The sequence below is a fragment of the Martinezella miluonensis genome (assembly GCF_900094545.1).
Taxonomy (GTDB): domain Bacteria; phylum Pseudomonadota; class Alphaproteobacteria; order Rhizobiales; family Rhizobiaceae; genus Rhizobium; species Rhizobium miluonense.
This window is the reverse complement of the sequence record NZ_FMAH01000005.1, coordinates 63,586-84,392: the sequence shown is the minus strand read 5'-3', so window position 1 is coordinate 84,392 and position 20,807 is coordinate 63,586. Positions and strand designations below refer to the sequence as shown.

General features: G+C 58.8%; 17 protein-coding genes. 7 read left to right on the top strand and 10 right to left on the bottom strand.

The features are described 5' to 3' along the window. Positions 1 to 26: 26 nt before the first annotated feature. A complete protein-coding gene (gene exoK, locus GA0061102_RS07330) occupies positions 27 to 833 on the bottom strand; it encodes an endo-1,3-1,4-beta-glycanase ExoK (protein ID WP_092845438.1) in 807 nt (268 codons plus the stop codon). Positions 834 to 837: 4 nt separating this feature from the next. Continuing rightward, the gene (locus GA0061102_RS07325; RefSeq protein ID WP_245297940.1) at positions 838 to 2,193 is read right to left on the bottom strand and encodes an acyltransferase family protein; all 1,356 of its coding nucleotides are present in this window, start codon (positions 2,191 to 2,193) and stop codon (positions 838 to 840) included. A 453-nt stretch (positions 2,194 to 2,646) separates the two neighbouring features. Between GA0061102_RS07325 and GA0061102_RS07320 the strand changes: the two genes are divergently transcribed. Further along, positions 2,647 to 3,606, top strand: a complete 960-nt coding sequence (locus GA0061102_RS07320) for a glycosyltransferase family 2 protein (RefSeq protein WP_092845436.1) — start codon at positions 2,647 to 2,649, stop codon at positions 3,604 to 3,606. A gap of 88 nt (positions 3,607 to 3,694) precedes the next feature. Then, positions 3,695 to 4,639: a polysaccharide pyruvyl transferase family protein gene (locus tag GA0061102_RS07315; protein ID WP_092845434.1), complete on the top strand. Its 945-nt coding sequence runs from the start codon at positions 3,695 to 3,697 to the stop codon at positions 4,637 to 4,639. A gap of 12 nt (positions 4,640 to 4,651) precedes the next feature. Here the strand turns inward: GA0061102_RS07315 and GA0061102_RS07310 are convergent, their stop codons facing one another. Both GA0061102_RS07310 and GA0061102_RS07305 read right to left on the bottom strand, forming a co-directional pair. Continuing rightward, complete coding sequence (locus GA0061102_RS07310; protein ID WP_092845432.1) at positions 4,652 to 5,659, bottom strand: glycosyltransferase family 2 protein; 1,008 nt, start codon at positions 5,657 to 5,659, stop codon at positions 4,652 to 4,654. Positions 5,660 to 5,749: 90 nt separating this feature from the next. Then, on the bottom strand, positions 5,750 to 6,040 hold the full coding sequence (locus GA0061102_RS07305) for an exopolysaccharide production repressor protein (protein WP_092845430.1): 291 nt from the start codon (positions 6,038 to 6,040) through the stop codon (positions 5,750 to 5,752). 732 nt (positions 6,041 to 6,772) lie between these two features. Between GA0061102_RS07305 and GA0061102_RS07300 the strand changes: the two genes are divergently transcribed. The 4 genes from GA0061102_RS07300 (at position 6,773) to GA0061102_RS07285 (ending at position 11,117) form a co-directional block, all read left to right on the top strand. Further along, entirely contained in the window at positions 6,773 to 7,453 is a 681-nt protein-coding gene (locus GA0061102_RS07300; protein ID WP_092845428.1) for a sugar transferase, read from the top strand. Positions 7,454 to 7,536: 83 nt separating this feature from the next. After that, a complete protein-coding gene (locus GA0061102_RS07295; RefSeq protein WP_092845426.1) occupies positions 7,537 to 8,811 on the top strand; it encodes a polysaccharide biosynthesis/export family protein in 1,275 nt (424 codons plus the stop codon). Positions 8,812 to 8,820: 9 nt separating this feature from the next. Continuing rightward, the gene (locus tag GA0061102_RS07290) at positions 8,821 to 10,113 is read left to right on the top strand and encodes an O-antigen ligase family protein (protein ID WP_092845424.1); all 1,293 of its coding nucleotides are present in this window, start codon (positions 8,821 to 8,823) and stop codon (positions 10,111 to 10,113) included. Then, positions 10,110 to 11,117 carry an acyltransferase family protein gene (locus GA0061102_RS07285; RefSeq protein ID WP_092845422.1) on the top strand — a complete coding sequence of 336 codons (1,008 nt, stop codon included), beginning with the start codon at positions 10,110 to 10,112 and terminating at the stop codon, positions 11,115 to 11,117. Before GA0061102_RS07290 ends, GA0061102_RS07285 begins: the two co-directional genes overlap by 4 nt. A gap of 31 nt (positions 11,118 to 11,148) precedes the next feature. Here the strand turns inward: GA0061102_RS07285 and GA0061102_RS07280 are convergent, their stop codons facing one another. The 4 genes from GA0061102_RS07280 to GA0061102_RS07265 form a co-directional block, all read right to left on the bottom strand. Then, the gene (locus tag GA0061102_RS07280) at positions 11,149 to 12,120 is read right to left on the bottom strand and encodes an ABC transporter permease (protein ID WP_092845420.1); all 972 of its coding nucleotides are present in this window, start codon (positions 12,118 to 12,120) and stop codon (positions 11,149 to 11,151) included. 31 nt (positions 12,121 to 12,151) lie between these two features. Then, positions 12,152 to 13,702: a sugar ABC transporter ATP-binding protein gene (locus tag GA0061102_RS07275; protein ID WP_092845418.1), complete on the bottom strand. Its 1,551-nt coding sequence runs from the start codon at positions 13,700 to 13,702 to the stop codon at positions 12,152 to 12,154. A 94-nt stretch (positions 13,703 to 13,796) separates the two neighbouring features. Further along, positions 13,797 to 14,786, bottom strand: a complete 990-nt coding sequence (locus GA0061102_RS07270; RefSeq protein ID WP_092845416.1) for an ABC transporter substrate-binding protein — start codon at positions 14,784 to 14,786, stop codon at positions 13,797 to 13,799. A 270-nt stretch (positions 14,787 to 15,056) separates the two neighbouring features. Next, the gene (locus tag GA0061102_RS07265) at positions 15,057 to 16,076 is read right to left on the bottom strand and encodes an aldo/keto reductase (protein WP_092845414.1); all 1,020 of its coding nucleotides are present in this window, start codon (positions 16,074 to 16,076) and stop codon (positions 15,057 to 15,059) included. 362 nt (positions 16,077 to 16,438) lie between these two features. Here GA0061102_RS07265 and GA0061102_RS07260 point away from each other — a divergent pair, with 362 nt between their 5' ends. After that, positions 16,439 to 17,350, top strand: coding sequence for a GntR family transcriptional regulator (locus tag GA0061102_RS07260; RefSeq protein WP_092845652.1), 912 nt, complete (start codon positions 16,439 to 16,441; stop codon positions 17,348 to 17,350). An 83-nt stretch (positions 17,351 to 17,433) separates the two neighbouring features. On the opposite strand, the gene GA0061102_RS07255 is transcribed toward GA0061102_RS07260, so the two are convergent. Both GA0061102_RS07255 and GA0061102_RS07250 read right to left on the bottom strand, forming a co-directional pair. Next, positions 17,434 to 19,677, bottom strand: coding sequence for a glycoside hydrolase family 2 protein (locus GA0061102_RS07255; protein WP_092845412.1), 2,244 nt, complete (start codon positions 19,675 to 19,677; stop codon positions 17,434 to 17,436). Positions 19,678 to 19,868: 191 nt separating this feature from the next. After that, the gene (locus GA0061102_RS07250; RefSeq protein ID WP_425348521.1) at positions 19,869 to 20,738 is read right to left on the bottom strand and encodes a helix-turn-helix domain-containing protein; all 870 of its coding nucleotides are present in this window, start codon (positions 20,736 to 20,738) and stop codon (positions 19,869 to 19,871) included. Between the last annotated feature and the right edge of the window lie 69 nt (positions 20,739 to 20,807).

Here is a 20,807-nt window from a genome sequence, read left to right as displayed (position 1 = left end):
GAGCGGCGCCCCGCGACCGGCCAGATTCAATTGATCTTGCAGGTGATCGATTCCGGGAACAGGCACTTCTCGCCTGCGGCCGTGAAAGCAGCACGCTTGATCTGCATGGTTGCGGGCTCGCCGCTATAGGCGAACTTGCCCATCCAGCCGCTCAGCGTATCGGTGCCCCAGAGGCTGAAGAAAATCTTCTGGGCATTCGACGGTATCTTCGAAGGATCCTTTACCTCCTGGACGAGCTTGCCGTTCACGTAATAGCGCAGGCGATCCTTCTCCCAGATGAAGGCGTAGTCGTTGAAGCCTTGATCGGCACCACCGGCAACCGGTGCCAGTTTCTCGTTACCGCCCTTGGCGGAGATATATTGGTTGAGCTGAACTTGGCCGGAATTCTTGCCGAGCACTTCGAAATCGATCTCGTCATGCGGCTTCTTGTCGGTCGGGCCGATATAGGTGAAGAAGGCGGAGTTCAGGCCAGGCCCGGTGGCCGTGCGATAGCGCGCCTCGTAGGTGCCGTAGCCATAACGCTTGGTCGTCTGGATCTCGCCGCAGGCATAGTTGCGCTCGCCAGTCTTGGACTGGACGAACTGCAATTGCAGCATGCCGTCCTTGATGCTCACCTGCTTTCGCGACCAGGTGCAGTTCTGGTGCGGCCCATTGTTCCAGCCATCGGAGATGTACCAGCGTCCGGTATCGATGCGCTCGAAATTGTCGACGAAGGACGCGCCCGACTGCTGCGCATCCTCTGCGGATGCTGCCTGCGGCAGGAAGCATCCGCTCATGAGAGCGATTGCAGCAAGACCAAGTCCTTGCACGTAGTTTTTCTTCGATGTCGTCATGGCATCACCTTTGCTTGGAACGCACACGCCGATCCTCGGCGGTGCAGTTCTGAACTGCGAGGGCGCCGATTTGCGGGCGCACCCGGCTGCCGGTCAGCAGGTTGTAGAAGCTTGGCAGGGCGTTGCGCGCCATGCCATTGGTCAGGGGCAGCAGCAGCAAGGCGAGTGCTACCGCCAGAAGATAGAAGATCGGATAGAGTTCGCTGCCGCCGCGGTTCCAAAGAACCCAGAGGCAGAAAAGCAGCGGATAATGGGCGCAGAAGATCCAGAAGCTGAGACTACCGGTTGCCGCAAGGCCCTGCCCGACGCGGCTGCGGATCAAGATCGCCGACAGCGCCCAAAAACCGGGAATACCGACAACCACCATCAGATTGCGGCATACCTCCAGCCACAACGGCAGGCCCGGGCCATTCACGTACGCAGCAGTTGCCAGAAGAGCGGCAAGCGCGATGAATGTAGGTCCGATCAGAGCGGCGTAGCGATCCATGACCGTGACATCGACACGATAAAGGCTGAGATAGATGCCGAAGCTGAAGCTGAACAGAATGGAATTCCGCAACACGATACCGAGCGATATCGGCCAGGCTGCAAGTAGAAGCAGAAAGGCCAAGGTCACTAGCGGCGCCCGCAGAATGAGAAACGCCAGAAGAGGTGATATAATAATGCAGACGAACAGATCGCGCAGGAAATAGAGCGGTAGATTAATCGGCGTGCCGTCGACCGCGAATAGAAGCGTCGATAGTGTACGTGGGCTGGCCTCCGACAGATCAGGCAGATATCCATCTCCGATTCCGTAATATTGAAGGATCAGGACGAATAGAAAGAAAGCACAATTCCAGAGGAGAAACGGCAATATAACTGTCTTCGTCTTCCGCTGGATCGTCTTTCCATATTCTATCGATGTCGATCCATTACGAAACAACAGATAACCCGAGATCGCACTCAAGCAGGGAACTCCAACTCGAAACAAACTGTCACGCAGAAATACTCGCAGCCAATCGAAAAGGCCGTAAGCACCACTGAACGGGCTGCTATGTGTATCGAACGGTATATGGACAAAGATGATGCCCGAGATAAGCACGATACGCATGAGATTTATCCGCGAAGACACGCTGGCAGTCACATTCACGATGTCTGTCACCCCTTCTTCGGGCCGCATCCCCCCTCGCAGCCGTTTCAATGAGAGCAGAGCAAGGCTCGCAGACGATAACCTAGGGCGCTCTTTGGAAAGGGAATATGGCAGCGCAGCAAAAATGAGCGGAAAATGGCGTGCAAGCAGGTGCCGGGAACGCCGTGTTGCGCCGCCTCCAGGATGAAACAATCGATTTAGATCGAAGAAAAGCCTTGCTGTGAAAGGCATTTAGGCGTCATTCGATATCCGGACGCCGGCTGTTGGGTGAAGCGTTCAGCCCACCTTGATTTTTTTGCCGGAGGATGAAGATTTTTTGCAGCGCAGCAGATTTCGGAGTGTGAAGAATGACCAAAATGCGACAAAGCTGCAATCCTTGTGGGAAAGTTTCTTCACATCTCTCCCCTCATGGATGCAGCAACGTCCGATCCCGGCGCGCAATACGTCATCATGGTTCAGCGACGCGCAGTTCGGTGATCTCTGCCTTGTGTGAATAAAGTTCCAGAAAATCTCGCTCTTCAACATTGCTCCGCATCGAATCGGCGCTACCTGATGGCGTCACGGCGGCATTCACTGCCGGTTAGGCAACCGGAGAATGGCGGTTGATGCAGCCGAAAAGCCGCTGGTTACGTCCGCAAGAGACGACACCACAAGCCCCTGAATCGAAACCGTAAAGGCGGGAAAATGGCGTCAATCACGATTGTTATTCCGTTCTATCAGAAGCAAACCGGCGTTCTGCAGCGCGCCTTGAGATCGATATCCCAGCAGACATTTCAGGATTTCGATATTCTCATTGTCGACGATGAATCACCGCTTCCGGCAGAAAAAGAGCTGCAATCGCTGAGCAGCAAGGAGCGAAAGCACATCCGGGTGATCCGCCAGAGCAATGCGGGACCAGGAGGCGCACGCAACACCGGCCTCAACAACGTGCCCGCCGAAAGCAGGTTCGTGGCGTTCCTCGACTCCGATGACGAATGGGCACCGGAGCACCTCAGCAATGCATTCGGCACGCTGACCCACTACAACGCCGATTGCTATTGGGACTCCATCGATGGCGGCAAGGAGTTCTATTATCATTTCAGCATCGCGGAAATCGGGAAATCGGCCGATACGGTGCGATTGTCGGACAGGCCGACCGTGGTCGAGATCCCCAATATCGCCAGCGTCATGCTGCAGGATTGGAGCTTCCTGCACATGTCCTGCATGGTGATCGGGCGCCCGCTTTTCGAGAAGATCCGCTTCGAGCCGACATTGCGGCTGGCGGCAGAAGACGTGCTTTTCTTCTGCGACTGCATCCTTGCTGCCAAGCGCGTGCTGCTGTGCGAAGACGCCGGCGCGCTGCGCGGCGAAGGCGTGAATATCTTTCACAGTATCGACAATGACTCGCCGCAGTTCCTGCGCCAGCAGTTCAACACCTGGACGGCACTCAATACGCTGGAGCAGAGATTTTCGCGACGGCCGCAGGATGTCGCCGCCATCAGGCTCTATAAGAACCGTGCCCGCCGCCAGGCGCTCTGGAGCCAGGCACGGCAGGTGAAAAGCCGGCGCATGCCGCAGATCGCACTGCTGGCGAAATGGGCTTTGCGCGACCCGGGAATTTTACAAAGCGCCATGCAGCTTGCCGTCGGCAAACTCGCGCCCTAGATTTTGCAGCGCAGCATAGGCTGCTCATGCCGCATCGAAGATATTGCGGCATGCCCCCGCTATCGTTTGGATCAGCAAGGAGTCCTTCATGAAGCCGTTCCACTGGGAATCCACCCATGGCAATTTCGGTGACGACCTCAATCTCTGGCTCTGGGACTTCCTGCTTCCCGGCCTTCGCAATGTTCATGAAGAGACCATGCTGGTCGGTGTCGGCACCGTCCTCAACACGGAGATCCTGCCCGCCGACGGGCGCAAGCTCGTCATCGGCAGCGGCTTCGGCTACGGCTCGCTTCCCGACATGGGTGACCGGTCGCAATGGGACGTCCGCTGCGTTCGTGGCCCGCTGACGGCGCAAAAGGCCGGCCTGCCGGTCGAAATGGGCATTGTCGACCCGGCCGTGCTCGTGACGGAGATGCCGGAATTCCAAAACCTGTCGAAATCAGGCCGGCGCACCTTCATACCGCATTGGGAATCCGCTGCCGCCGGTATCTGGCCCGAGATCTGCAAGACCGTCGGGCTTTCCTATCTCGACCCTCGCGGCGAGGCGAAAGCCGTGATCCGCGAGATTGCGACATCCGAGCTGATCGTGGCGGAATCCATGCATGGCGCCATCCTTGCCGACGCATTCCGCGTTCCGTGGATTGCGGTCAGTTCCTCGCGCTCGATCAACAGCTTCAAATGGAACGACTGGGCGCGTTCGCTCGGCGTCACCTATGCGCCGAAGCACATTCCCGTCTCCACCCGTGCCGAAGCGATCGCCAAGGGTGCCAAGTTCTGGGGCGTCGGCTTCGAACGCAATCAGCAAGCGACGGCGGATATCGAAAAGCGGCGGCACGGGGAAACCGTCCTGCTTGCCGACCCCGAGCAGACCACGCTTCGGGTGATGGCGAAACAGGCGCTCGCCATGCCCTCGACGCTTGCTCTCTGGCAGGCGAGCAAGGCAAAGCCGCAATTGAGCAAGGACGGCGCACTTGCGGCCTGCAAGGAGCGCCTCCTGAATGTCATCGAAGGCGTGCGCCGCGATTATCTGTAAATCGCGATACCTCTATTCAGGAGCGGCCTGCAGAAGATAACGCAGGCCGTTTTCTCCCGAATGCGCGATCGGCGAAACGCCCTTGCGGAAGCGCTCGGTTTTGTCTGCAAGGATCCCGCCTGCTATGGCCGGGATGGCAAAGGGGTGGCCAAGCGCGTAGCTCGCCGCCGCCGCGAGGCCCGACTGTGATTTGATGTCCAGGAAATGCCGTAGCTCGTAGCGATCACGAACATGCCGCTCATGGCGGCGGATCGCGGCGGCATCAGGCGACGACAGGCCGCCTTTCGCAAGGATCGCCCGATCCGCTTCGTAAAGCCGCCGCAGATCCTCGGTTCTGTGCCGGCCGCTGAGGGAATCGCCACGAACCACCGCGCCGTAGCCGCAGCTGTGGATGATCTTATAGCGCGCGGCCTTGGCGAGTGCGCGGGCATAGAGATCGTAGTCCTCCCCCAGTCGCAGCGCTTCGTTGTAGCGCAGACCATGTGCCTCCAGAAAGGAACGGCGCATGAGCGGCTTCAGGAAGCCGATCTCGCCGCGACGGACGCCACGCTTGGAGATATTGCCTTCGACGAAGGCGACGAGATCGAGAAATCGTGGCCTCGCATCGAAATGGTCGAGCCTGGCATGCGCCTCCGGTACGGTATCGGCGCTGACGAAAGCGATGTTGTCGGCAACGAAGTCCCAGTCGTCATCTGCAAGCAGTGACTTGAAGCGCCCGGGGAAAAAGAAATCATCGGCGTCGAGGATACCGATCAGCGGAGCCGTGGATATTTCTATGGCGTGATTGCGCGCTGCGGCGGGGCCACGGTTCTTTTCGAATTCGCGGACTATGAGCCTGCCGCTGCCATCATCCGCTCGGGCGGCAATCGCCGCAGTACCGTCTGTCGAACCGTCGTCGATAACGACGACTTCGGCGACTTCCGGCTCCCGAAGGGCCGATGTAATGGCAAGCCCGATGGTGTCGCCGGCATTCTTTGCAGCGATGATTACACAGACACTCGTTTCTGCACTGTCGGTCACGTCAGCCTCCAATGGTTCTGCCGGAGACTTAGGACATGGCTTAGATCCGGCAACCTGTCGGCCGGCAAAAGATATGGCTGGGTGCGTCCGTCAGGGGTTGAATGGTTCGGAACGCTTGAGGCCGGGTGCCGGCATACCGCCGACGCTCGTGTCTTCGGCAATCGGCGCTGCAGCCTTATTCTCGTTCAATAACGCAAGCTGGGCCTTTCGCTCTTTCCAAACGAGGTAGAGCACACCGAGAAAATAACCGATCTGCAGAAGCACAGCGCAGATGGCCGTTTCGATGAGGGTCGTCGAAAGAGAGTTCGTCAGAAAGTAAGTCGCGATGGCAAATACGACCAGCGTGCCCAGCATGCTGATGAAAACGCGCGGCGCATACATAATGTTACCTCGCCCGCCCAGCCATTGGAAAAAATGCGATCAAGGTCTTTCCTCCATTATCAGACCTGTAGGTCAAATATATTTTATGATTCATTGAGATTCAACCAAGTCACGATGATCCGTTACGAATTGACACGATCCTAGCGCCAGGCTCGTTAAAACTACGCGTCGATTATAGTTACAATTGAATTTGTTCGTTTTCCCGCCTTCATCCATAGAGTGCCTCACCCAAACGACACAATCTCATGGATACCTACCGGCCGTTTCGAGGTCGCGGCTTTCGTCGCAATTCAATCAACTTTTATTACAAAGTGCGGGAGTGAGAGCCGTCAGTAATGTGCGCCGCAATATATTATTGCAGTGCAATATATCCAGGTGATGAATCAAGTGTGCACTTGCGGCATCGAAAGCGACGGGAAGGCTAGAGAAGCCAAAGATAATGAATAGCTTGCCCTTCGACACCTATAAAATTCTCGAAAAGCATCATTGGCGACGCAAATGAGCTGTCGGCACAGGCTTTATACGCAGCTCGATACAGTAGACCGCATATATAGAAAATCGCTGATTTAAATGGACCCACTAATGATGAGGTATCAATATACCGCCATGCCATATCGCTACAAAAGTTTGGATTAAAAAGTCAAAATCACCGCCTACACTCCTGCCATCAAAGCTCTAATTACACGTCCGAGAATTTCCGACCAATTCGCCAACATGAATGGAGTTTTCTCTATGAAGTCTGCGACGAGATCGGCCGCATCGGCTTTTTTCAGCGCTACGGAAAGCGATGTCTTTCCGCCCACAGGTGGAGTACTAAAGCGCGTTTTCGACGTCTCCGCCGCAATGACTGCACTGGTTTTCATCAGCCCTCTCTTCCTGATGCTGATGTTGCTGGTGAAACTTTCCGATCGGGGTCCGGCCTTTTACGGCCACCGCCGCATCGGTCACAACGGCAAAAGCTTCCGCTGCCTGAAGTTCAGGACAATGGTCGTCAACGGAGACAAGGTTCTTCAGGCTCACTTGCAAGCCAACCCAAAAGCTATGGAAGAGTGGCGTGCCACGCGCAAGCTGCAGAACGACCCGCGAGTAACCCTCGTCGGCGCCGTGCTGCGCAAGCTGAGCCTCGACGAACTGCCGCAGTTGATCAACATCATCCGCGGCGAGATGAGTGTCGTCGGTCCACGTCCCGTCGTGGAAGACGAGCTCGAGCTCTATGAGACTTCGGCGATCTACTATCTGCAGTCCCGCCCCGGCCTGACCGGCCTCTGGCAGGTCAGCGGCCGCAATGACGTCTCCTATGAAAGCCGCGTGGCCTTCGATGCGCATTACGTCAAGAACTGGTCGCTCAGCAGCGACATGATGATCATCGCCAAAACCATCCCGGCCGTCTGCCTGTCACGTGGCAGCTACTGATGACGACCTGCAGTGACCGCAGGATGTGTCCTGCGGTTTCCCGTACTGACGGGACTGCGATCTATTAACAGGGAAGATCCTGCATGATTGAATTTCAGCCTTCTAAGAGGCTTGCTCGCATATACACGTCGGTCCGATATTCGGCTCTCGTTGTCCTCGGCACTTGCGCGATATCGGGTGCAGCCTACGCCGAAAACCTGCCCGGATATCATCTGGGTGTGATGGACAAGCTGCATGTGCGCGTCGCCGAATGGCAGACCGCCGAGGGCACCATCCGTGACTGGGCGGTGGTCTCGGGCGATTATACGGTCGGCCCTTCCGGTTCAGTTTCCATCCCTTTCATCGGTGATCTGCCTGCCATGGGCAAGACGACGGATGAGATCGCCGAAGCCATCGGCGTCGGCCTGCAGAAGCAGTTCGGCCTGCGCGATCGGCCCTCGGCCTCCGTCGAAATGTCGCAGTTTCGACCGATCTACCTTTCCGGAGAGGTCCAGAATCCGGGAGAATTTCCCTTTGTTCCGAACCTGACCGTGCTCAAGGCCGTGAGCCTTGGCGGGGGCATGCGCCGCGGCGACGCCGGCCAGCGTTTCGCCCGCGATTTCATCACCGCCAAGGGCGACGCCGTGGTCTACATGGCCGAGCGCGGGCGGCTGCTGATGCGCAAGGCACGCCTTCTGGCCGAATTGACCGGCAAGGACGAGATCGAGATCCCGGCTGAACTCAAGCAATTGCCGCAGGCAACAGGCCTGCTCGCCAGCGAAAAAGCGCTGATGGAGACGCGCAGCCAGCGTATGAAGACCCAGATGCAATCGTTGGATGACCTGAAGACCCTTCTGCAAAACGAGGTCGAGGCTTTGGGGAAGAAGAACGAAACCCAGAGCCGCCAGCTGGATCTGGCCAAAGCCGACCGCGACAAGGTCGAAAGCCTTGCCGAAAGAGGTCTGGAGCTCGCCTCTCGCCGCATCTCCGCCGAGCAGCGCGCCTCCGATCTGGAGGCTACCCTTCTTGATACCGAGACGGCTGCACTGAAGGCCAAGCAGGATATCAACAAGGCCAACCAGGACGAGATTACCCTGCACAACGACTGGCAGAGTTCTCTGGCCCAGGACATGCAGGATACGGATGCAAAGCTCGAAACGCTGCAGCTGAAGCTTTCCACCAGCCAGTCTCTCATGCAGGAAGCGGTCGCTCAATCTGCCGATACCAGCAACCTCGATCCCAGCGGGCAAGGTGTGAATGTCGTCTATACGATCATTCGGGGCGACAACGGCCAGACGAAGGAAATCCAGGCCCAGGAAAATACGCAGGTACTGCCGGGCGACCTCATCAAGGTCAGCACCGGTCTTGCCATGCGATAGGGAAAGTCGATGCGGATAGCCAAATCGATCTTTGTCCGTCCAGGCAGCAACGCCACCTATGGCATGGTGGCGACTGCTCTGTCTTTCTTCGTCTTTGCTTATTCTTCCCGCTTCGGCCAGCCTTCGATCCTGCTCTACTACGCGCTGTGGTTTCCGCTTGTCATGATCGACTACCGGAATGTGCTCGGCAGCTATCACAGACAGCTCTGGCTGTTCGCCTTCGGTGTATTCACTTGCCTGTCGATCTTCTGGTCGGTGGTTCCTTCCACGACGGCGCGAGCCGCGATCCAGTATACGACGCATATCTTCTGCGCCTTGGTCGCAATGCGAACGCTCGATATCCGCACGCTCGCGCGCGGCGCGATCGCAGGCACCGGCATCGTGCTCATCTATTCGATATTGTTCGGCTACTATGCCTACGACCCCATAGACGGAACCTACAGCTTCGTCGGCGCCTTCGATTCCAAGAACCAGCTCGGCTTCTATGCCTCGCTCGGCATATATTTCGCCTTTGCCGCCGTTTTTGTTTTGGGCGAGCGGCGAATCTGGATGCTGGGTGCAGGTGTTGCCGGCCTACTGTCGGCCTATTGCCTGCTCGCATCGGCATCGGCGACATCGGTGCTGACGACGGGATTGGTCGTGGTATTGTGCGTCAGCCTGCGCGTCATCCTGTTCCTGTCGCCGAAGCAGCGCAAAACGCTGTTTGCGACCGTGGCCATATCAGGCGCCGTGCTCGCCGTTGCCGGTGTCTATCTCGGTGCGGTTGATCTCATCCTCGGCGCCTTCGGCAAGGATTCCACCCTCACTGGGCGCACCTATCTCTGGCAGCAGGGCATCGCGACAGCGCAGCAAAACCCCTTCTTCGGGGTCGGCTATCAGGCCTACTGGGTCCAGGGCTTCTCCGAGCCGGAGCGACTGTGGGAAGAGTTCTACATCGCCTCGCGCGCAGGCTTCCATTTCCACAATACCTATATCGAAACGACTGTGGAAACAGGCCTTATCGGCGTATTCCTGCTTGCCTCGATCCTGTTGACGGCCTTCATCGGCCATATCAACCGCTTCCTCAGCGACATCAGAAACGATGAATCCTACGTGCTCCTGGGTGTCGCGACCCTGTTGCTGATCCGGTCCTTCGTGGAGATCGATATTCTCAATCCATACCATGTCGGCTCCTTCCTGTTCTATTTCACGGCAGGAAAGCTCTCCATGCGAACGCGCGCGCCGATAAGCGCACCGCCGCATGCCGAACAGCGGATGGAATTTGCTCCCCCATCAAACTGGGGGCCGCAGACGAGCCGATGAAAACGCTTCATGGCATCCAATATCTTCGCGCCTTCGCAGCGCTCGCCGTAGTGCTGTTTCATGCAGCCGAGCGCAGCGGCGGCCATTTCCGCATCGGAGCAGCCGGCGTCGACATCTTCTTCGTCATCAGCGGCTTCATCATGTGGACCATGAGCGAACGCCGCCCGGTGACGCCGCTTCAGTTCGTCCTCGACCGGCTGCAACGCATCGCGCCGTCCTACTGGATCGTGACGGCCATCATGATCGGCGGCGCAGTTGTCGGCCTGTTTCCGAGCATGAAGCTGACGGCAAGCCATATTTTCGGCTCGCTGCTGTTCATTCCCGTTCGCTCGCCAAGCGCAAGCAATGGAGAAATATGGCCGATTCTGGTGCAGGGATGGACGCTGAACTTCGAGATGTTCTTCTACGTCATCTTTGCGGCCTGCCTGTTCCTGCCGCGGCGCCTGCGCCTTGGCAGCCTGATCGGCGTCTTTGCCGCCTTCGTCATCGTCGGCGCCATCACCCACCCGGAATCGCCGCTGCTTGTCACCTATACCAGGCCGATCATTCTCGAATTCGTCGCAGGTGCGGTTCTAGGACAGCTCTGGCTGAAAGGGACCATTCCCGGATTTGGATTGGGTCTTGCTCTCATGGTTGCCTCGATTGCCGGTTTCGCCGCTATCGAGATTCTCGGTCTCGAATTCAACGAGCTGACGTGCGGGCCGCTCGCCATAGCGCTGGTGCTGGGCATGGTCTCGGTAGAGCGCAGCGGCAGGCTGCAGGAGATTCCGCCGCTCACCTATTTAGGCAACGCCTCCTACTCCATCTACCTATGGCATACGCTGGCAATCTCGGTGATCCTAAAGCTCGTGGCGAGGACACCGATCCCTTCCGATGTCGTCGCTTTTATCAGCCTGATATTGGGAACCCTGCTCGGCGTCTTTGCCTACGAGCTGGTCGAAAAGCCGCTGCGCAATCTGTTGCGGAACTTCAGCTGGCGAAGGGCTCGCCCCTCGCCAGCGTGAGAACGGACCGGCGCCCCAACCGGGGGACGGACTAAAGCCGCCGGCGCCGCAGCTGGTCGAAATAGACGATCACGATGATCAGGACGCCGGTGATGATGCGCTGCCAGAAGGAATTCAGGTTCAGCAGGTTGGCGCCGTTGTTGATGGTCGCCAGGATGAAGGCGCCGATCAGCGGACCGTAGACGGAGCCGACCGCGCCGAACAGGCTGGTTCCGCCGATGACCGACGAGGCGATCGCCTGCAGCTCCCAGCCATCGGCCTGGGTGGCATTGCCGATGGCGATGCGCGATGCGAGCAAAACGCCGACGAAGGCGGCACAGGTTCCCGACAGGATGTAGGCGAGATAGATCATCCAATTGACGTTGACGCCAGAAAGGCGGGCAGCCTCGCGATTGGAGCCGACGGCGAAAAGATAGCGGCCCCAGCGGCTCAGATGCAGGAAGATGACGGCCGGGATCGCCACCAGGATCACCATCCAGAACAGGCTCGGGATCCCAAAGACGTCCGAGACGGCGAAATTGGTGAAATCGTCATTGACGATATTGATCGTCGCACCGTTGGTAATCAGCAGGCCGATGCCGCGCAGAGACGTCAGCGTCGCCAGCGTGATGATGAAGGGTGGCAGACCCATGCGCACGATGCCGAATCCATGGAATGCGCCAATCAACACTCCGAACATCAGGGTTATCAGGATAGCGGCCCAAACCGGAAACCCGGCGTGGAGTAACCAGGCGACGATGACGGTGCAGAAGCCGACGATCGCGCCGACGGAAAGATCGATGCCCGCCGTGATGATGACAAAGGTCTGGCCGAGCGCAAGAATGGCCGTCATCGAGCCCTGACGCATCAGGTTGGTGATGTTGAGTGGCGTCCAGAACTTGTCGGTCCAGAAGCCGAGAACAACCCAGAGTGCGAGAAGCAGCAGGATCAGCGTCAAGCTGAAGAGGATGTTCATCTTTCGCCGCGGCGCAACGGTCGGGCCTTCTGTCGTATTCGCGGCCATTTTTGTTCTCCTCTTTCGACTTGTTTGTTGTTCAGACGCCGATCGCCTCGCCGAGGACTTCCTCATGCGTTGCAGCATGGAAATCATGGCTGGCGACCAGCTGGCCGTGGCGGAAGACGTGCAGACGATCGGCGAGCTCGTAGACCTCTGGCAGATAGGACGAGATGACGATAATGCCGGCACCACCGCGAAGCAGCTTGGCAAACAGCCGATAGATCTCGGCCTTCGTCCCGACATCGACGCCCACGGTCGGCTCATCGAAGATGAAGAGCTTGGCGCCGTGGCTCAGCCATTTGCCGATGACCACTTTCTGCTGATTGCCGCCGGACATGGCGGAGACCAGAACCCGTCGGCTCGGCGTCTTGATGCTGAGGTCGCGGATCTGCTTGTCGGCGTTAACTGCCTCGCTCTTGTTGTTGATGATCGGACCACGGCTCAGCCGTCTGAAGACGGGCAGATTGATGTTCAGCCCGATGGGCAGGTTGAGGCAGAGCCCCTGATCGCGCCGGCTTTCCGGCGCCAGCGCAATGCCGAGTTCCATCGCATCGCGCTCGTTGCGGATGTCGACCTTGCGTCCCTGCCAGTGGATTTCCCCGGCGGAGAGCGGTTGGCGCCCATAAAGACCGAGAGCGAATTCGCTGCGGCCGGCGCCGATCAGGCCATAAAGGCCGACTATTTCGCCGGCACGAACGCTCATCGAAACATTCTCGAAGCCAGGGCCGGAAAGGCCGCGCGCCTCGAGGATGGTGTCGCCGAGCGGAATCTCCTCCTTATGGTAGATCTGCTCGATGGAACGATTGATCATCAGCTTGATCAGCTCGTCGTCGTTGGTTTCGGCGATGGCGCGGGTGCCGACATGTGTGCCGTCGCGCAACACGGAGACGCGATCGGCCAGCTCGAACACCTCTTCCATGCGATGACTGATATAGACGATCGTCACACCCTCGCCCTGCAGGCGGCGGATCAGCTTGAACAATTGCGCCGATTCCTGACGGGTGAGATAGGCGGTCGGCTCGTCGAAAATCAGAAACTGCGTGCCGCGCATCGCGGCTCTTGCAGTTGCGACCAGCTGCTGCTGACCGATTGTGAGAGAACTGAGGAGTTCGCCGGCCGGCAATCCGAAGCCGAGATCGTCGAGCACCGTCTGCGCCATCGTCACCATCTGCTTCTTGCGCATCAGGCCGAAACGATTGACTTCATCGCCCAGGAAGAGATTGGCTGCGACCGTCAGATGCGGGCAAAGCACCACTTCCTGATGCACGGCATTGATACCGCGGGCAATTGCCTCATTGGGCGTTGCAAGCGCCACCGGATGGCCGCACCAGAAGATTTCGCCGGCCGTCCTTGTGATCACGCCGGTCAGGAGCTTGATAAGCGTCGACTTGCCGGCACCGTTTTCGCCGACAATCGCATGAATCTCTCCGGCCAGAAACGTGACAGTCGCCGGCTTCAGCGCCTCGACATAGCCATAGCGCTTCTGCAGCCCCTTGAGTTCGAGAATGGGCGAGCCAGCTGGAATGCGACTGGCTTCCGTTTTAACGGTGTCGTCGTGCCGATGGCTGATTTCTTCAAGGCTCGTCATGAGGTCTCCTCCCTCTCGCATGGCCGCGCGGCCGCCTCAAGGAGGCGGTCAGACGGAAAGGCCGCGCCCAATCTCGCGGGCGCGGCCTCAAGCCTTACTTGACCTTCGGGTTCAACAGGGCGTCGATCTTCGGATCGCTCATATTCGCCTTGGTGACGAGGTTGGCGCCGGTATCGACATTGGCGGCAACCTTTTCCTTCTTGGAAGCGGCGAGCGCCGTCTTGATGCCGTCATAACCCATGCGATAGGGGTCCTGCACAACGAGGCCGGCAAGAACGCCGGACTTCAGGAAGCCGACGGTCTTGTCGTCATTGTCGAAGCCGATGACCTTGATCTTGTCGCCGAGCTTGTTTTCGGCGATGGCCTGGCCGACGCCCTGGGCCATGATCAGGTTGGAGGCGAAGACGCCGACGAGCTTCGGATTGGCCGTGATCAGGTCGGTCATGATGTTGAGGCCGGTGGTGGCCTGGCCGTCCGCATATTTATCGGCAACGACCTTGAGGCCCGGATACTTGCTCTTGACCTCTTCCAGGAAACCCTGACGACGCTGGTCGAGAGAACCGACACCGGGAAGGCTGGTGATAATCGCGACCTCCCCCTCTTCCTTGCCGGTCATGCCTTTGATTGCAGCGGCAAGACCGTCAGCGGCGATGCGGCCGCCCTGGACGTTGTCGGTGGTCAGGAACGAGATGAAGGACTTGGAATCGGCGCCAGAGTCGATGCCGACGACCGGCACGGACTTGGCGGCTTCATCCACGGGCTTGCCGAGCGCCTTGAACTCGGTCGGCGAAATGACCACGGCAGCCGGCTTGCCGGCTACAGCGTTTTCCAGAATGCTGATTTGGCCGTTGATGTCGGATTCCGACTGTGCGCCGAGTTCCGGCACCTTGACGCCGAGATCCTTGCCCGCCTGGCGGGCGCCGGCGAGAACGATCTGCCAGTAGAAGGATGTCGTGTCCTTGACGATGATCGGAATGGTCACGTCGGCTGCGAAGGACTGCACGGGCATCGCCATTGCGATAATGGCAGCGCCGGCAAGGCCGGCAAAGGTGCGGCGGGACAGAAGTGACTTGGTAATTTTCATCTGCTTCTCCTCTCAACGCGCTCTGCTTCCTGCACACCGGCCGCTGAACGCTTACGGCTCGGTACCGCAACGCCTTGAGGCGTCACGCATCGCGCGGCGGAAAGGCCACCGACGCCAAAACAGGCTTTCCTCCTCTTCGATGCCGCCTTTTGCGACGGCCCGATAGCTCTCTGTTGAAGCGGTTCAGCGTCTCACGGAATCGCAAAACCGCTCCATCTGCTGTTTCACGCAATTCCGGGAAAACCGCTGCGCAGTTTTCCGGGAATTGCTCTAGACCCGGACCGCCTCGTCTCCCAGCGGAGGCGCGACGAGGGTCAGTGCTTCGAATTCCGCATAGAAGCTGTCGGGGAGCCGGGGCTCTACGAGCTGCATATTGCGGATAAGACTTTCCGGCTTCGCCGTGCCGAGCAGGACCGAGGCCACGCAAGAACTGCGCAGCGGGAACTGAATCACCGGCTGGGCGAGCGGCACGCCATGCTTGCGAGCGATCTCTTCCATCGCCCCTACCTTGGCCAAAATATCCGGCGTTGCCGGCAGATAGTCGAAATGTGCGCCAGGCACCGGGCCTGTCGCCAGAATACCGGAATTGAAGACGCCGCCCACCACCAGCGACGTTCCCGTCTTCTCGCAGAGCGGCAGCAACTCGGCAACGGCGGAACGGTCCAGCAGAGTATAGCGCCCCGCCATGAGAATGCAGTCGATATCGGCCGCACGCATCACGTCCAGGCAGACTGGCACCTCGTTGACGCCGAGGCCATAGGCCTTGATCGCGCCTGACGACTTCAGCTGCTCCAGCGCCTTCAACCCGGATCCCAGGAGCTGGCCGAGGTGATGCTCGTTGAGGGCCTTGCCGTGAGTATAGCCGCCTATGTCGTGGACATAGAGAATATCGATGCGATTGAGCCCAAGGCGCGCATAGCTGAACTCGACCGAGCGCATGATACCGTCATAGGAGTAATCATAGTCGGCATCGAAAGGCAGCGGGTCAACGTAGCCGTAATTGGGCACCTTGTCTGTCGGTACCGGGCGCATAAGGCGGCCGACCTTGGTCGACAACACATAGCTGTCCTCAGGCTGATCGCGCAGGAAATCACCGACGCGGCGCTCGCCAAGGCCAAAGCCATACCAGGGCGCAACATCGAAATAGCGGATGCCGCTATCCCAGGCAGCCTGTAGGGTCTCCATCGCCTGGTCGCGCGGACAGGCACGATAGAGGCCGCCCAGCGCAGCAGCGCCGAAGCTGATCTCGGTGACCTCAAGGCCCGTCCTGCCGATTGTTCTCGTCTTCATCACCTCTCCCTTGTGATGACGGTCATTTCAATGCTCGCCGCCTATGGCTTGACGGACAACTATCGTCAATTTGCGGATTTACTTATCGCTGGCATGAGTGAATTGCGCTCGGGTCGCGGGCTTCACGCGTCACCATGTTCAATTCCTCCCTCATCGACCTTATCGGACATTCCGACGTCCGGCGCCAATTGATTTTGTTTTTTATCTACAATAAACATTTTGGTGTCAACGAGGAAATCGTCACCGCCCCGGAGGAAAGCGGTCCGCACGGTTCCGGCATAACACTCCTGCAATTGACTGCCATTCGATCATGGTTCAGACAGCGCCGCCGGCAAAGAGCGGCGGCGACAAGCGAGGGGGAAATGGCAAGGCAAAACACGCTCTTCAAGGAGGCGTATAATCGCTACGCAGCACGCCTGAAGCTCGGCACTGAGCTGCCGAGCGAACCAGAAATCGCAGCCGAACTCGGCGTCAGCCGCAGCACGGCGCGGGCAATCCTCATGCGTCTCAGCGACGCCGGCATCATTCTCTGGAACAAGCGGCAAAAGACGGTTCTGCGCCTGCCGAACCAGGCAGATTTCTTCCCGAAGGAGGAAACCGATTCACTGCACGACATCATCGAGCGCAGCTTCATGATGCGCATCATGTCCGACGAAGCCCAGCCCGGCATGCAGATCAACGAACTGGAACTGGCACGCGAAATCGGCACCGGCACCTCCGTCGTGCGCGAATTTCTCATTCGCTTCAGCCGCTTCGGGCTGATCGAGAAGCGGCCGAACAGCCATTGGATCCTGAAGGGCTTCACCAGCGAATTCGCGCTCGAACTCGCCGACGTGCGGGAAATGTTCGAACTCCATTCGGCGGCCGAGTTCGGCCGTCTGCCTGCCAATCATCGCGCCTGGGATGATCTCAAGGCGATCGAGCGGGAACATCGTGAACTGCTCAAGGATTTCGACGCGCATTACCGCGATTTTTCGCGCCTTGATGAGAAGTTTCACCTCCTCATCCACCGCGCCTCGAGCAATCGCTTCATTGCCGATTTCTATGATGTCATCGCCATCGTCTTCCACTATCACTTTCAATGGAACAAGGCCTTCGCCCGCGAGCGCAATGCCCGCGCCGTGGCCGAACATCTCGACTACATCGCAGCGCTGCAATCGCGCGATCCGCAACGGATCGACGCCGCTTGCCGCACGCATCTTGCCTCGGCAAGACAGACACTATTGCAGTCGATTCCGCAAACCACCGGAGAAACAGCCGGCTCAGCTGCCTGACTGCGAACATCGGCGTATCCGATCCCAGTCCGCGATGGGACAGGGCAATCACAGGACTATCTGCAATCGCCCGTTTCGGCGCTTTATTTTGCAGCGAGGCTCAAACTTTGGCTGGCAAAACGCGGCGAGGCGACCTCGAGCTTGATGGCGCCAGCCTCTCCCGTTGCCTGCAACCAGAAACCCGTGGTTCCACCCTGGAATGCTACCGTTTCCGGCCCGATAACCTTGGCCGGGCCATCGACCTTGATGGTGACGACATCATTCAGGAAGGGAAGCCGCGAGCCAGCCTGATCGAGCGCGCGCACGATGACGCGCACCGTATCGCGTTCGCCTGCGCGCATGGTATCGGCATCGGCTTCGATCTGAAGCGAGGTCGGCAGTGGATTTGCGACCATATGCAGCTCCGCCACCTGCTTGCCGCCGATGTAGCCGGTGAAATGCACATCCTCCCATTCCATACCCCATACGCCAAGCTCGTCCGGCGTGAAGGAACGGTGATCGAAGACAACAGGCGGATGCGGCAGATGCGGAAAAGTCTCCCTGTCCGAAGCGAGACGCTTGGTCAGCGAACCGTAACGCAGCTCGACCTCATCGCAATTGGTCAGAACGATAAGCGGCAGGGCGCCGCCGATATTGCGCTCGCCGCGCGCCCAGATCGTCACCGGCTTCATGACGGCCTCTTCGGAAGGCTCGCACTGGCTGGCATAGACGTAGGCGGCAAATTTCGGCTCGCGGAACATGTCCGTGACGCCGTGGTAGCAAATGCGGTCACCCGAGCCGAAATCGCTATGCGTATTGTAGTCGAACATGCACCAGCCGATGGCGCCCGAGATCGACGGATCGCTATAGGCGGCATTCAGGACTTCCAGATGCCGGCGCACATGCTCGGCCTGCCGCTGCTCCTGATCATAAATTTTCGTCGGATACATATGGCCGCCGAATTCTGTGATCAGATAGGGGACGTCCTTGGAAAGGCCGGTGTTTTCCTGCTGCGGCCGGAGCGGCGTGCGCGGCCGGTTGGCGCCAGGCAGTTCCTCATTGCCGAGGATGAAATCATTCATCGTGTAGACGTCCTCGAGCATCTCGCTCTCGGTGATGTAGCGAACGCCGCCGGTCTGGCGCGTCGGATCGAGTTCACGCGCCAGCCGGTTCGTCTCGGCGTAGAAATCGTGAGAATCCTGGGATTCGTTGATGCGCACGCCCCAGATGACGATCGAGGGATGGTTCCAGTCGCGTTCGATCATGCGGCGCACGTTGCGGATCGATTCCTGCTGCCATTCCTCGTCACCGATGTGCTGCCAACCGGGGATTTCCTCGAAGACGAGAAGGCCGATACGGTCGCAATGATCCAGGAACCACTTCGACTGAGGATAATGCGAGGTGCGGACGATGTTGCATTTCAGCGTGCGCTTCATGATCTCGGCATCGCGCTCCTGGGCCGAGCGCCCCATCGCATAGCCAACATAAGGGAAAGCCTGATGGCGGTTGAGCCCGCGCAGTTTCAGCGCCTTGCCGTTCAGCAGAAAACCTTCGGCGGTAAAGCTCGCGATGCGGAAACCGAAGGTCGCGGCGTGCCGATCCGCCCCCTGATCGCTCGCAAGCTCCACTTCGGCCGAATAGAGGACGGGATTGTCGAGATCCCAAAGCGAAAGGCCCGAGAGGCGATCGAAGCCGAGCGTCACGCTCTCGCCGGAGGTGTTAGCCTGCCCCGAAGCGATGGCCACGCCATCAGCGGACCGCAGGGTAACGGTCACCCTTCCCTTAAAAGCAAGATTTTGCGGATTGGAGATATCGCAGCGCACGGTCGCGGATTTGAGATCGGAAAGAACATCGCCCGTCTCGACTTTGATGTTGGCGATCGATACGGGATCGGTCAGCTTCAGCCAGACATCGCGGTAAATCCCGGCATAGGTAAGATAATCGATCCGGCCACCGAAAGGCGGGATCTCGGGGTTCTCGCTGCCATCGATCTTGACCGTGACGAGGTTCTCGCCGTGACGCAGACGGCCGGTCAAGCGCGCCTCGAACGGCGTGTAGCCGTCCTTGTGTGCCGCGATCTCGTCGCCGTTCAGATAGACGACGGCATCGGCCATGGCCGCATCGAAGATCAGCGATATCTCGCGCCCGGCAAACGTCTCGTCCCAGTTCACTATTTTCTGATAGGTGAAGGCGCGCTGATAGGATTTCTCGTCGAAATAGTTGAAGGGCAGTTCGACAGCGGTATGCGGAAGCGTGACACGCTGCCCATCCTGCGGTCGGCCGGCAGACGCGGGCGAAAACCCCTCTTGAAACGTCCAGGATTCGTTGAAGGCGACAACAGAACGCATATTCAATCCTATCGATTAAGCCCGTCGCATCGGGTGGCGAACAGATGGTGACTGGAAATCAGGCGCGGCAAGGCAGGCATGATACCGCGGGGCGATATCTATACTGCCTCGTCGCCGACGCGCAATGCGACCGTTTGGCGGATTTCTCCTTTCCGGGTAAGCGATAGCGACTGTGGCCTCCTTGCCGCCGCCTATCGGTTTCGGCCGTTCTTCCCCTCCTCGACCGGATTGCGCACCGCGGCATACATGCCGGTCGTGCGGAATTCCGTCGGATTGATGCCGTAGATACGGCGAAATACCTTGGAGAAATAGTTGGCATCATCGAAGCCCGACATGATCGCTACTTCCTTGACCGGAATGAAGGCAGCCTTCGTCAGCAGTTTCGCGGCGCGCTGCATGCGCTGCTGCAGCACGAATTCCGCCGGCGGCACGCCCTCGCTCTCGGCAAAAACGCGAGAAAAATGGGCGCGGCTGAGGCCGCTCACCTTGGCAAGCTCATCGACAGGAAGCGGCTTGTCGAGATTGGCATCGATATGGTCGATGACGATCTGCATGGCAGAGCGATCGGCGGCAAAGGCATGCGAACCGAAGACATCGTCATAGAGCGCCATCGCCGCCTCATAGGCGACAGCCGAGGCAGAGGCAGGCGTCTGAGCGCCCTTGACGAGCCGCAGGCTGCAATCGGCAAGATGATCGATGGTTGCCTGCTGCAGCTTCAACACCGGACCGGCCGCAGCAAGAATCAGACGATGGATGCGCAACGCTTCTTCGCCGTTCATCGATATCCAAAAATACTCCCAGCGCTCGCCCTTCTCCAACCAGTAGCGATGATTGTGCGGCACGAGAACGAGCAGCGTCTCGCCGGTATTCACACGATAGTTGCGGCCCTCATAGCGCAGCCGGCCGGTGCCGCTGATCGTGTGCTGAAGCACGGTAAACGGCGTCTGGCCGCGTCGGCGCCCATCCCAATCATAGGATTCGTCCCGCCGGATCTCATAGCCGGCGCTCGTCGGCATGGCATGCAGCCGGTGGCGTCCGCGCGGTAAGGAAACCGTCCGCATGACCTGTCCATTGTCGATCAATTCCTGCAGCACAAAATTACCCCTGAAAGCATAATAGTTCTCTGTTCG